Source organism: Streptomyces sp. CA-294286 (assembly GCF_050947155.1).
In the GTDB taxonomy this organism is placed as follows: domain Bacteria; phylum Actinomycetota; class Actinomycetes; order Streptomycetales; family Streptomycetaceae; genus Streptomyces.
Genome location: NZ_CP192005.1, coordinates 5,944,601 through 5,956,723, shown reverse-complemented (window position 1 = coordinate 5,956,723; position 12,123 = coordinate 5,944,601). Strand labels below are relative to the sequence as shown.

13 protein-coding genes are annotated in these 12,123 nt (G+C 74.4%); 6 read left to right on the top strand and 7 right to left on the bottom strand.

The window, feature by feature from the left end:
- The first annotated feature begins 68 nt into the window (after positions 1 to 68).
- Positions 69 to 695 (top strand): precorrin-8X methylmutase, encoded by a 627-nt coding sequence (locus ACQPZG_RS31020; protein WP_433549001.1) that lies wholly within the window; start codon positions 69 to 71, stop codon positions 693 to 695.
- Positions 692 to 2,218 carry a precorrin-2 C(20)-methyltransferase gene (locus ACQPZG_RS31015; RefSeq protein ID WP_433549000.1) on the top strand — a complete coding sequence of 509 codons (1,527 nt, stop codon included), beginning with the start codon at positions 692 to 694 and terminating at the stop codon, positions 2,216 to 2,218. The genes ACQPZG_RS31020 and ACQPZG_RS31015 overlap by 4 nt, the downstream gene beginning before the upstream one ends.
- Here the strand turns inward: ACQPZG_RS31015 and ACQPZG_RS31010 are convergent.
- A complete protein-coding gene (locus ACQPZG_RS31010) occupies positions 2,215 to 2,982 on the bottom strand; it encodes a cobalt-precorrin-6A reductase (RefSeq protein WP_433548999.1) in 768 nt (255 codons plus the stop codon). The genes ACQPZG_RS31015 and ACQPZG_RS31010 overlap by 4 nt on opposite strands.
- Positions 2,983 to 2,993: 11 nt before the next feature.
- On the opposite strand from ACQPZG_RS31010, the gene ACQPZG_RS31005 reads away from it, so the two are divergent.
- Positions 2,994 to 4,145: a cobalt-precorrin-5B (C(1))-methyltransferase gene (locus tag ACQPZG_RS31005; RefSeq protein WP_433548998.1), complete on the top strand. Its 1,152-nt coding sequence runs from the start codon at positions 2,994 to 2,996 to the stop codon at positions 4,143 to 4,145.
- Between the two features lie 28 nt (positions 4,146 to 4,173).
- On the opposite strand, the gene cobM is transcribed toward ACQPZG_RS31005, so the two are convergent.
- From cobM to ACQPZG_RS30990, 3 genes are all read right to left on the bottom strand, one after another.
- Entirely contained in the window at positions 4,174 to 4,923 is a 750-nt protein-coding gene (gene cobM / locus ACQPZG_RS31000; RefSeq protein WP_433548997.1) for a precorrin-4 C(11)-methyltransferase, read from the bottom strand.
- Positions 4,920 to 6,200 carry a precorrin-6y C5,15-methyltransferase (decarboxylating) subunit CbiE gene (gene cbiE / locus ACQPZG_RS30995; RefSeq protein ID WP_433548996.1) on the bottom strand — a complete coding sequence of 427 codons (1,281 nt, stop codon included), beginning with the start codon at positions 6,198 to 6,200 and terminating at the stop codon, positions 4,920 to 4,922. The genes cobM and cbiE overlap by 4 nt, the downstream gene beginning before the upstream one ends.
- Positions 6,201 to 6,444: 244 nt before the next feature.
- On the bottom strand, positions 6,445 to 6,522 hold the full coding sequence (locus ACQPZG_RS30990) for a 50S ribosomal protein bL37 (protein ID WP_373312619.1): 78 nt from the start codon (positions 6,520 to 6,522) through the stop codon (positions 6,445 to 6,447).
- A gap of 217 nt (positions 6,523 to 6,739) precedes the next feature.
- On the opposite strand from ACQPZG_RS30990, the gene pgm reads away from it, so the two are divergent.
- Both pgm and ACQPZG_RS30980 read left to right on the top strand, forming a co-directional pair.
- Positions 6,740 to 8,389: a phosphoglucomutase (alpha-D-glucose-1,6-bisphosphate-dependent) gene (gene pgm, locus ACQPZG_RS30985; protein ID WP_433548995.1), complete on the top strand. Its 1,650-nt coding sequence runs from the start codon at positions 6,740 to 6,742 to the stop codon at positions 8,387 to 8,389.
- A gap of 132 nt (positions 8,390 to 8,521) precedes the next feature.
- A complete protein-coding gene (locus ACQPZG_RS30980) occupies positions 8,522 to 8,926 on the top strand; it encodes a DUF779 domain-containing protein (protein ID WP_433548994.1) in 405 nt (134 codons plus the stop codon).
- Between the two features lie 59 nt (positions 8,927 to 8,985).
- Here ACQPZG_RS30980 and ACQPZG_RS30975 read toward each other — a convergent pair whose 3' ends face one another.
- Positions 8,986 to 9,870, bottom strand: a complete 885-nt coding sequence (locus ACQPZG_RS30975; RefSeq protein WP_433548993.1) for a phosphatidylinositol-specific phospholipase C/glycerophosphodiester phosphodiesterase family protein — start codon at positions 9,868 to 9,870, stop codon at positions 8,986 to 8,988.
- Between the two features lie 184 nt (positions 9,871 to 10,054).
- Between ACQPZG_RS30975 and ACQPZG_RS30970 the strand changes: the two genes are divergently transcribed.
- A complete protein-coding gene (locus tag ACQPZG_RS30970; protein ID WP_433548992.1) occupies positions 10,055 to 10,390 on the top strand; it encodes a hypothetical protein in 336 nt (111 codons plus the stop codon).
- A 45-nt stretch (positions 10,391 to 10,435) separates the two neighbouring features.
- Here the strand turns inward: ACQPZG_RS30970 and ACQPZG_RS30965 are convergent, their stop codons facing one another.
- The gene (locus tag ACQPZG_RS30965; RefSeq protein ID WP_433548991.1) at positions 10,436 to 11,119 is read right to left on the bottom strand and encodes an ABC transporter ATP-binding protein; all 684 of its coding nucleotides are present in this window, start codon (positions 11,117 to 11,119) and stop codon (positions 10,436 to 10,438) included.
- On the bottom strand, positions 11,112 to 12,119 hold the full coding sequence (locus ACQPZG_RS30960; protein ID WP_433549616.1) for an ABC transporter ATP-binding protein: 1,008 nt from the start codon (positions 12,117 to 12,119) through the stop codon (positions 11,112 to 11,114). Before ACQPZG_RS30960 ends, ACQPZG_RS30965 begins: the two co-directional genes overlap by 8 nt.
- Positions 12,120 to 12,123 lie beyond the last annotated feature (4 nt).

The following is a 12,123-nucleotide window of genomic DNA, read 5'->3' as shown; positions in this document are numbered from 1 at the left end:
GTACGCCCCGCGTACGGATTCCGTCTCCAGCCCGGTCCATCACGCCCGCAGAAGAGAGCGACAGCACAGTGCATCAGTACGAGAAGGACGGACCGGCGATCTACCGCCAGTCCTTCGCCACGATCCGCGCCGAGGCGGATCTGGCGGGTCTGCCCGCCGACGTCAGCCAGGTCGCGGTCCGTATGATCCACGCCTGCGGCATGGTCGACCTGGTGCGCGACATCGGCTTCAGCCCGAACGTGGTGGTCGACGCCCGTGCGGCGCTGCGCTCCGGCGCGCCGATCCTGTGCGACGTGCAGATGGTCGCCAGCGGCGTCACCCGCAAGCGGCTGCCCGCCGACAACGACGTGGTGTGCACACTGTCCGACCCGTCGGTGCCCGCCCTCGCCCGGGAACTCGGCACGACCCGCAGCGCGGCCGCCATGGAGCTGTGGCGCGACCGTCTAGCGGGTTCGGTGGTGGCCGTCGGCAACGCGCCGACCTCGCTGTTCCGGCTGCTGGAGATGATCGAGGCGGGCGCCCCGCGCCCGGCGGCCGTCATCGGCGTGCCCGTCGGCTTCGTCGGCGCCGCGGAGTCCAAGGACGCGCTGGCCGCCCACGGGTCCGGCCTGGAGCACCTGATCGTGCGCGGCAGGCGCGGCGGCAGCGCCATCGCCGCCGCCGCGCTCAACGCGATCGCCAGCGAGGAAGAGTGAGCGTGAGCGAGCAGCAGGCGGGACGGCTGTACGGGGTCGGACTCGGTCCCGGCGACCCGTCCCTGATGACGGTGCGCGCGGTGGAGGTCATCGCCGAGGCCGATGTGATCGCCTACCACAGTGCCCGGCACGGGCGGTCGATAGCGCGGTCCATCGCGGCGAAGCACCTGCGCCCCGACCACGTGGAGGAGGCGCTGGTCTATCCCGTCACGACGGAGACGACCGACCACCCGGGCGGGTACCGGGCGGCGCTGGAGGAGTTCTACGAGCAGGCGGCGGCCCGGCTGGCCGCGCACCTGGAGGCGGGACGCACCGTCGCCGTGCTGGCCGAGGGCGATCCGCTCTTCTACGGCTCGTACATGCACATGCACAAGCGGCTCGCGGACCGCTTCCCCACCGAGGTGATCCCCGGGGTGACGTCGGTGAGCGCCGCCGCCGCCCGGCTGGGGACGCCGCTGGTGGAGGGCGAGGAGGTGCTGACGATCCTGCCGGGCACGCTGCCCGAGGAGGAGCTGACGGCGCGGCTCGCGGCCACCGACACGGCTGTGGTGATGAAGCTGGGGCGCACCTTCCCCGCCGTGCGCGGCGCCTTCGAGGCGTCGGGGCGGCTGGCGGAGGCCCGCTACGTGGAGCGGGCGACGATGGCCGGCGAGCGCACCGGTGAACTGACCGACGTGGACGCGGAGGCGGTGCCGTACTTCGCGGTCGCGGTGCTGCCCAGCCGGATCGGTTCCGCGCACACCGCGCCCGCGGCGCCCCGTCGGGAGTGCGACGGCGAGGTCGTCGTGGTGGGCACCGGTCCCGCCGGGCCGCTGTGGCTGACGCCCGAGACGCGCGGTGCGCTGGCCGCCGCCGACGCCCTGGTGGGGTACACGACGTACCTGGACCGGGTGCCGGTGCGGCCGGGGCAGGTGCGGCACGGCTCGGACAACAAGGTGGAGTCCGAGCGCGCCGAGTTCGCCCTCGACCTGGCCCGGCGCGGGCACCGGGTGGCCGTGGTGTCGGGCGGCGACCCGGGGGTCTTCGCGATGGCGACGGCGGTGCTGGAGGTGGCCTCGCAGAAGGAGTACGCGGACGTTCCGGTACGGGTGCTGCCGGGGGTGACGGCCGCCAACGCGGCCGCCGCGAAGGCGGGCGCGCCGCTGGGGCACGACTACGCGACGATCTCGCTGTCGGACCGGCTGAAGCCGTGGGAGGTGATCGCGGAGCGGCTGCGGGCGGCGGCGTCGGCGGACCTGGTGCTGGCCCTGTACAACCCGGGGTCGCGCAGCCGCACCTGGCAGGTCGGCAAGGCCAGGGACCTGCTCCTGGAGCACCGCTCGCCGGACACCCCGGTGGTGCTCGGCCGGGACGTCGGAGGTCCGGCCGAGAGCGTGCGCACGGTACGGCTGGGGGATCTCGACCCGGCGGAGGTCGACATGCGGACGATCCTGCTCGTCGGGTCGTCGCAGACCCGGTGGGTGCGGCGGGGCGACGGGGAACAGATCGTCTGGACCCCCCGCCGCTATCCGGAGGCCCCCTAGAGGTCCGCGGGGCGGCCGTCACCGAGCCGCCGACGCAGCCAGGCGGCGGCCGCCTCGGGGGTGTCGGCCACCGGTACGCCCTCGGGCACCGGGGGGCGGCGCACCACCACCACCGGGATGCCGGCCTGGCGGGCGGCGGCCAGTTTGGGCGCGGTGGCGGCACCCCCGCTGTCCTTGGTGACCAGTACGTCGATGCGGTGGCGGCGGAGCAGTTCGCGCTCGCCGTCGAGGGTGAAGGGGCCGCGTTCGAGGAGGACTTCCATCCGGGCCGGGTGCGGCGTCTGCGGGGCGTCCACCGACCGCATCAGGAACCACTGCTCGTCCAGGCCGGCGAAGGCGGCCAGGCCCATGCGCCCCGTGGTGAGGAAGACCCGCTCCCCCAGCGCGGGCAGCGCGCGGGCGGCCTCGTCGAGGGAGCCGACCGGGTGCCAGCGGTCGCCCTCGCCCGGAGTCCAGCCGGGCCGGCGCAGCGCCAGCAGGGGAACATGGGCCTGGGCGGCAGCGGCAGCCGCACTGAAACTGATCGTTCCGGCGAAAGGATGGGTGGCGTCGATGAGCGCGTCCACCTCATGGGTCCGCAGCCACGCGGCCAGTCCCTCGGCCCCGCCGAACCCGCCGACGCGCACCTCGCCCGGGGGCAGCCTGGGGCTCGCGACCCGTCCGGCCAGGGAACTGGTCACCCGGGTGGTCGCGGGCAGCGTGTCCACCAGCAGCCCCGCCAGTCGGCGGGCTTCCGTCGTACCGCCGAGGACGAGTATGTGCATCGGGTCCCTCCATGGGTGACATCAGCGAGAAGAGCGGGCACGCCGCACCGGGCGGGGCCGAGGGCGGACGCAGCGCCCAACTCAAGCACACCGGTCTGCGGTCCGGGTGGACGACCGGCGCCTGTGCGACGGCTGCGGCCACCGCCGCGTACACGGCGCTGCTGACCGGCGACTTCCCCGACCCGGTGACGATCACGCTGCCCCGCGGACAGACGCCCGCGTTCGCCCTCGCGGTCGAGGAGCTCGGCGGCGGGCGGGCGACGGCCGGGGTGGTCAAGGACGCCGGTGACGACCCGGACGTGACGCACGGCGCGCTGGTGCGGGTGACGGTGCGACGGCTGCCGCCGGGCTCGGGGGTGGTGTTCGTGGCCGGCCCGGGCGTCGGCACGGTGACCCTGCCGGGGCTTCCGCTGGAGGTGGGGGAGGCGGCCGTCAATCCGGTGCCCCGGCAGATGATCCGCGAGCACCTCGCGCGCGTGGCGGAGGAGCACGGCGGCGGGGAGGACGTCGAAGTGACGGTCTCGGTGGACCACGGCGAGGAGATCGCCCGCTCCACCTGGAACCCCCGTCTGGGCATCCTGGGAGGTCTCTCCATCCTGGGCACGACCGGCGTCGTGGTGCCGTACTCCTGCTCGGCGTGGATCGACTCGATCCGGCGGGGCGTGGACGTGGCGCGGGCGGCCGGGCTGACGCACGTGGCCGGTTGCACGGGCTCGACGTCGGAGAAGACGGTGGTCGCCGAGTTCGGACTGCCGGAGATCGCCCTGCTGGACATGGGGGACTTCGCGGGCGCGGTCCTGAAGTACGTGCGGCGTCATCCGGTGGAGCGGCTGACGCTGTGCGGCGGTTTCGCGAAGCTGTCGAAGCTGGCGGCCGGGCACCTGGACCTGCACTCGGGCCGTTCGCAGGTCGACAAGGGTTTTCTGGCGGAGCTGGCGCGGCGGGGCGGGGCCGGCGAGGCCCTGGCGGAGGAGATCGCCGCCGCCAACACCGGCCTGGCGGCGCTCCAGCTGTGCCAGGCGCACGGGGTGCCGCTGGGGGATCTGGTGGCCCAGGAGGCCCGCGACCAGGCACTGTCGGTGCTGCGGGGCGCCGCGGTGGAGGTCGACGTGCTCTGCATCGACCGGGCGGGGACGGTCGTGGGGCGCAGCGACGTGCGCTGACCCCCGCCCCGCCCGGCTCCCGGGCGTGTCAGCAGGTGTGCCGGTCGCGGGCCGGGGAGTACAGGTGGCTGTCGTGGAACTGCTCGGCGCCGAGCGTGCGGCCGACCATGATGACGGCGGTACGGAGCACTCCGGCGGCCTTCACCTGGGCGGCGATGTCGTCGAGGGTGCCGCGCAGCACGATCTCCTCGGGGCGCGAGGCGTAGGCGACGACGGCCGCCGGACAGTCGCTCCCGTAGTGCGGCACCAGTTCCTCGACGACGCGCTCCGCGTACTGGGCGGCCAGGTGCAGCACGATCAGGGCGCCGCTGCGGCCCAGGGTCGCCAGGTCCTCGCCCTCGGGCATGGCGGTGGCGCGCTGGGCGATGCGGGTGAGGATGACGGTCTGGCCGACGGTGGGGACGGTCAGCTCCCGCTTGAGGGCGGCTGCCGCGGCGGCGAAGGCGGGGACGCCGGGGATCACCTCGTACGGCACCCGGGCCTCGTCGAGGCGGCGCATCTGTTCGTTGACCGCGCTGAAGACCGACGGGTCGCCGGAGTGCAGGCGGGCGACGTCGTGCCCGGCGGCGTGGGCGGCGGTGAGTTCGGCGGTGATCTGTTCGATGTCGAGCCGGGCGGTGTCGACGAGGCGTGCGCCGGGCGGGCACTCGGCGAGCAGTTCGCGGGGCACCAGGCTGCCCGCGTAGAGGCAGACGCCGCAGGCGGCGAGGGTGCGGGCGCCGCGCACCGTGATCAGGTCGGCCGCGCCGGGGCCGGCGCCGATGAAGTACACGGTCATGCGTTGTCTCCTGGGGCTCTCGCTGCGAGGGGGGTGCGGGGGTTCTTGGTGACGGACCACTGGGTGACCGGCATCGCCTGGCGCCAGCCGGTGAAGCCGCCCACCGGTACGGCGTGCGCGACGGCGAGCCGTACGAGGTCGCCGCCGTGCCGGCGGTGCCGGGCGGCGAGGAGGGCCTCGGACTCCAGGGTGACCGTGTTGGCGACGAGCCGTCCGCCCGTGGGCAGCGCGTCCCAGCAGGCGTCGAGAAGCCCGGGGACGGTGAGGCCGCCGCCGATGAACACGGCGTCCGGTCTCGGCAGCCCCGCCAGGGCGGCGGGCGCCCTGCCTTCGACCACGCGCAGTCCCGGCACGCCGAGCCGGTCGGCGTTGCGGGCGATGCGTGCCGCCCGTGCCGCGTCGCGTTCGACGCCGATCGCCCGGAGCGACGGATGGGTGCGCATCCACTCGATGGCGATGGACCCGGAGCCGCCGCCGACGTCCCACAGCAGTTCGCCGGGTGCGGGGGCGAGCGCGGCGAGGGTGGCGGCGCGGATGTGGCGTTTGGTGAGCTGGCCGTCGTGCTCGTACGCGGCGTCGGGCAGCCCGGGGGCGGCGCCCAGGCGCAGGGCGCCGGGGGCGCGCCGGCAGTCGACGGCGATGACGTTGAGCGGGTCCCCGGGCGGGTGCTGCCAGGTGTCGGCGGTGCCGTCCGTGCAGTCCTCGTTCTCGCCGCCGAGCTGCCCCAGCACACGCATCCGGCTCGGCCCGAAGCCGCGCTCGCGCAGCAGGGCGGCCACCGTGGCCGGGGTGGCCGCGTCCGCGCTGAGGACGAGCAGGCGGCGTCCGTCGTGCAGGGCGGCGGCGAGGCGGGCGGCGGGACGGCCGACGAGGGTGACGGTCTCGGTGTCCTCCAGCGGCCAGCCGATGCGGGCGCAGGCGTACGACACGGACGAGGGGTGCGGCAGGACGTGCAGCGCATCCGGTCCGAGGGTCTCGGCGAGGGCGCGGCCGATGCCGTAGAACATCGGGTCGCCGCTCGCCAGGACGGCGATGCGGCTCCCCCGGTGGGCGGTGAGCAGGCCCGGCACCGCGGGGCGCAGCGGGGTGGGCCAGCAGACGCGTTCCCCCGTGCACCGCTGCGGCAGGAGTGCGAGCTGGCGTCCGCCGCCGATCAGGACCTGGGCGTCCAGCAGCGCGGCCCTGGACGCGTCGGGCAGGCCCGCCCATCCGTCGGCGCCGATGCCTATGACGGACACCGCGGGCGGAGCGGAGTTCTCGGGTGCTGCGGGGGTCACGGACGTAAACCTCGGGGCTCGGGGGACGACGCAGCCGAACTCTACTGGCCGGTCGTCACCGTGCTCCGACCAGGGCGGACGGCGCTCGGGGCACCCTTGTCACCCCGGGGCGGCGGGGCCTGCACGCCGCCTCGGAGTGACAGGGGTGCCGTCGTCACCGGAAGGGCTGCGCGCGGGCAGCGAGAGGGCGTCCGTCCCGGTGGTCCCGGGCCGGACGCCCTCTCGGCACCGCCTCAGCGGTGCTTCAGCACTGGGGACGGCTGCCGTGGTTGGCACCGTTCTTGCGACGTGCCCTCTTCTTGCGGCGGCGCTTGGACGACATGGCGCTTCTCCTCACGTTCGGTGATTCCGTGGCACTTCGACGAGTTTCCACCCGTTCGCCGGGGTATTCCACTTGTCGACTTCGGCCCTGCTACCCCACGGCACCACACTTCACTCCTCCCCCACCACGGGGAACATGCGTGCGTGCACTCATCCCTTCCCGTCCGGGAGAATGGCCGAAAGCACTCAACGACGCACACCATGGAGGTAACGGGCGGATGCCGCACCAACGAGCGGGACAGCAGACCGGGCCGGAAGATCTCGTCGACGTGTCCCGGCTGGTGACCGCGTACTACGCGCTCCACCCGGACCCGTCCGAGCCCCGCCAGCGGGTGGCCTTCGGCACGTCGGGCCACCGGGGTTCCTCGCTGAACACCGCGTTCAACGAGGACCACATCGCCGCCACCAGCCAGGCGATCTGCGAGTACCGCGCCCAGCAGGGCATCGACGGACCGCTGTTCCTGGGCGCGGACACCCACGCGCTGTCGGAGCCCGCCAAGGTCACCGCGGTCGAGGTGTTCGCCGCCAACGGCGTACGGGTCCTGATCGACGAGGCGGACGGCTACACCCCCACCCCCGCGGTCTCGCACGCGATCCTGACGTACAACAAGGGCCGTACGGACGGCCTCGCGGACGGCGTCGTCGTCACCCCGTCGCACAACCCGCCGGCCGACGGCGGCTTCAAGTACAACCCGCCGAACGGCGGTCCGGCCGGCTCGGACGCCACCGGGTGGATCCAGGACCGGGCCAACGAGCTGATCGCGGGCGGCCTCAAGGCCGTCCGACGCGTCCCGTACACCCGCGCCCTCGCCGCCGACACCACCGGCCGGTACGACTTCCTGGGCACGTACGTCGCCGACCTGCCGTCCGTGCTGGACCTGGAGGCCGTGCGCGCGGCCGGCGTGCGCATCGGCGCGGACCCGCTGGGCGGCGCCTCCGTCGCGTACTGGGGCCGGATCGCCGAGCAGCACCGCATCGACCTCACCGTGGTCAACCCGCTGACCGACCCGACCTGGCGCTTCATGACGCTGGACTGGGACGCGAAGATCCGGATGGACTGCTCGTCGCCGTACGCGATGGCCTCCCTCATCGAGCAGCGCGACCGCTTCCAGATCGCCACGGGCAACGACGCGGACGCCGACCGGCACGGCATCGTCACCCCCGACGGCGGGCTGATGAACCCGAACCACTACCTGGCGGCCGCGATCTCCTACCTGTTCGCGCACCGCCCGCGGTGGGCGGCGTCGGCGGGCGTCGGCAAGACCCTCGTCTCGTCGTCGATGATCGACCGGGTCGCCGGGTCCCTGGGGCGCACGCTGGTCGAGGTGCCGGTGGGCTTCAAGTGGTTCGTGGAGGGCCTCGCGGACGGCTCGCTGGGCTTCGGCGGCGAGGAGTCGGCCGGGGCGTCGTTCCTGCGCCACGACGGCTCCGTGTGGACCACCGACAAGGACGGCATCATCCTGGCGCTGCTCGCCTCGGAGATGCTGGCGGTCACCGGGCGCAGCCCGTCGCAGGGTTACGCGGACCTCACGGCCCGGTTCGGCGAGCCCGCGTACGCGCGGATCGACGCGGCGGCCACCCCCGAGGAGAAGGCGGTCCTCGGCAGGCTGTCGCCGCAGCAGGTCGGCGCGAACACCCTGGCCGGCGAACCGGTCACCGCGGTCCTCACCTCGGCTCCGGGCAACGGCGCGTCGCTCGGCGGCATCAAGGTGACCACGGAGAACGCATGGTTCGCGGCGCGCCCCTCCGGCACCGAGGACGTCTACAAGATCTACGCCGAGTCCTTCCACGGCGCGGAGCACCTGGGCCGGGTCCAGGAGGAGGCGAAGGCGGTCGTCTCGGCGGCGCTGGCCGCCGACGCGGGCTGACCCGCCTCCGCGCGGGCAACCCGCAGCGGGGTCACGGGGTTTGGCGGGCGAACGTGTCGCGCTGTGCCGCGCCAGGCACGAAACTGTGCGGTACAGCGCCACCACCGACCGAACGTGAGAGGGGCTGCACCGATGAGTTCCGTCCCCGAGACCCCCGCCGTCGACGGCACACCCGTCGGCTCCGCGCACACCGGGTCACCGCTCGTCGAACTGACGCCTGCGGCCGCCGGACTGCTGCGCCGACTGCACCACACGCACGGCCCGTTGATGTTCCACCAGTCGGGCGGGTGCTGCGACGGCAGCGCGCCCATGTGCTATCCGGACGGCGAGTTCCGCACCGGCGGATCCGACGTGCTCCTCGCCTCCCTCGCCGTCGAGGGCGTCGAGGAGTCCGTGCCGTTCTGGATGTCGACCAGCCAGTACGAGGTGTGGCGGCACACCCGGCTGATCGTCGACGTGGTCGAGGGGCGCGGTTCCGGGTTCTCCCTGGAGGCGCCCGAGGGCGTGCGGTTCCTCATCCGGTCGCGGGTGATCTGAACCCGCCCGCCCGGCAGGGGCCCGGTGGGTCCGGCCGCGCGCCGGACCCACCGGGCGCCCTACCCGCCCTGCCGGTCGTAGCGCCTGAGGAACTCCTCAAGACCCGCGAGGTCGTCCGTGTTCAGGTGGTCGACGCGGGCGGCGAGGAGTTCGTGCCAGAGGGCGTCGCGGGCGGGCCCCGGCTGGTCGGGCGTCGCCCAGAACCGCACCCGCTGGCCCCGCCGGTGAGCGGTGCGCACGAGGGAGTGCAGCCGGTCGCGCTCGACCCGCGGGAACGGCCCGACGCCGGTCCAGGCGAAGCTCGACGCCCAGTTCCCGCTGATCAGCGGGATGAGGGAGGCGGGGGCCGGCGCGGGCGCGGTGAGGTCGTCGAGGCGTCCGTCGTAGAAGGCGTGGCGGGCCCGCTGGGCCTCCATCGGGGCGCGTGCCGCGCGGTCGCCGGAGACCACCGGGGTGACCGCGCCCAGGCGCACCCGGCCGTTGTCGTAGGTGCTGAGCATCCGGCGGAACGGCCGTAGTCTCCGGTGCAGTTCGAGGTAGGTCGCCGCGCCCTGCGTCTTGAGGTCCACCAGCAGCTGCACGGGTCGGCGGTGGCCCGGATGCACGCTGCCGCGGTGGGCCCGCACGAGGGCCGCCAGGGGGTCGAGGTAGAGGGCTTCCAGGGTGCGGGCGGGATCGAGGTCCTGCGGGTCGTGGGCGACGAGGAGCCGTCCGTCGACGAGGTGGACGTCGGCCTCGACGCTGGTGAAGCCGTGCGACAGGGCGTCCAGCAGGGGCCGCGCGTGCGCGTAGTCGTTGTGGGCGTGCGCGCGCCGCAGGGGGCGGCGCGCGGGGGCGGCGGTGGGGGTCGTGGCGGACGCGGACAGCGTGCTCGCCGCGCCCGCTGCCGCGACGAGCGCTCCGGCGAGCGTGGCGGCCGCGGCGCGTCGCGTGGTGAGGGACATGTGAGGACTCCGGGTTCGGCGATGCGGCGCATCGGGTGCGCCGAGTATCTGTCGTGGAGGCGGCCAACGGGCGGGAATCGTCCGGGAGTTCGCGGGGTGTTTCGTCACACTCCGACGACCGGGGCCCGGTGGATCACGCGTGCGCGGCGTCTGACAGGGTGTTCACATGGTTCTCACAGGAGATATGACCACTCATGTCCCGGGTCCGCGCCGGAAGAATCTGCTGATCGCGCTCCTCTCCGCCGTCGCCGTGCTCGCCGCGGCGAGCTGGGTGGTGATCTCGCAGTTCAACGAACGCCCGCTGTGGCCGCAGAACGTGGCCTACGAGGCGGGGTACTACCGGGGCATCCAGGTCCGCAAGGTGGACCGCGACGGCACGAGGGTGGCCGAGGCCGTCGCCGGGGGGTGCGAGAGCTGGGTGGCTTCCGGCGGCAAGAAGGCGGATCTCGATCCGGGTTCGTGGGTGCGGGGCTGCCTGGACGGCGTGACCGGCAAGCCGGACAATCCCAACGACGTCTGAGCCTCCTGTCGGCCCGCGCCCGCCGGGCTCTGCCGCTGCCTCACCTCACAGGTCGGCCGTACGGGCGGAGAGCGGGGCCGCCACGTCCTCCCAGCGCACCGTACGGTCGCACCACCGCTCCAGCAGCACCCTGTCGTGCCCGACGGTGAGCAGTCCCGCCCCCTGGGAGGCGCGGTAGTCCTCGACGACGGCGACGAGCGCCGCCGTGGTGGAAGCGTCCAGCATCGCCGTCATCTCGTCGCAGACCAGCCAGCGCGGCCGCAGCACCAACGCCCGCGCCAGGCAGGCGCGTTGCAGCTGCCCGTCGCTGACCTCGTGCGGGCGGCGGTCCAGCAGCTCGTCGCCGAGGCCGACGGTCGCACTCAGCTCGGCCACCCGCGAGGCGGCTTCCTGGCGGCGTCCGTTGGCCCGCAGCGGTTCCGCGATCAGGTCGCGCAGCCGCAGGCGAGGGTCGGCGGAGAGCCTCGGCTGCTGGAAGACGACGCCGATCGCGGTGCGCTGCGCGCGGGGCGCCCGGTGCCGCCAGCCGCGTACCCGCGTGCCGTCGAGGACGACGTGCCCGGCGTCGGGGCGGTGCAGCAGGGCGGCGACCCGGGCCAGGGTGGACTTGCCGCAGCCGCTGGGGCCGAGCAGCCCGACGGACTCCCCCGGGGCGACGGTGAGCCGGGCGTCCCGCACGACCGGGCTGCCGCGCTCGTATCCGGCGGTGATCCCTTGGAGTTCAAGCACGGGCGGGCTCCTCGTCCGGCGGGTAGTGACAGGCGATCCGGTCCGCGAACCGCGGCGGCGCGGTGCAGGCTTCGGCGGCGTTCGGGCAGCGGGGGGCGAACGCGCAGCCTTCGGGGAGGTCCCCCAGTTCGGGCGGCATCCCGGGGATCGGCGCGAAGTCCCGCTCGGGCAGGGCGTTCAGCAGACCCCGCGCGTAGGGGTGCCGCGGTCCCGGAGCGCCGAAGAAGGCGCCCGCGTCGGCGAGTTCGACGATGCGTCCCGCGTACATGACGGCGACGCGGTCGGCGACGCGCTCGGCGGCCGCGAGGTCGTGGGTGATCATCAGGAGGGCGTGGCCGGCGTCGACGTGCCGGCGCAGTTCGTCGACGGTGCGGTTGACCAGGTCGCGGTCGAGTCCGGTGGTCGGCTCGTCGGCCAGCAGCAGCGGGGCGTCCCCGACCAGGGCGAGTGCGGTGGCGGCGCGCTGGGCGAGCCCGCCGGACAGTTCGTGCGGGTAGCGGTCCAGGTGGTCGGCGGGGAACGCCGCCCGCTTTGCCGCCGCCCGCACCGCGGCGCGGACGTCCTGCTTGCGCGTCCCGGTCAGCTGGCGGAGCGTCTCGCCGAGCTGCGAACCGACGGTGCGTACGGGGGTGAGGTGGGCGGCGGGGCTCTGCGGTACGAGCCCGACCCGGCGGCCCCGTACCGTACGCGCGAGCGTCCGCTCGTCCGCGGTGAGCAGGTCGGTGTCGCCCAGCAGGGCGCGCCCCGAGGTCTGCGCGTTGCCGGGGAGCAGCCCGAGGAGGGCGGAGGCCAGGACGGACTTGCCGCAGCCGCTCTCTCCGACGAGCGCCAGGCACTCCCCCGCCGCCAGGGCGAAGGAGGCGTCGGTGACGGCGGCGATGTGCCGTCCGCCGCGCATCCGGAACCGTACCGACAGCTCCTGTACGGAGAGCAGCGGGGCGGCGGCGGTCCGCACGACGGTTTCCGCGCGTTCCTCGCGCGTGGCGAGGGGGCGGCTCAGGGAG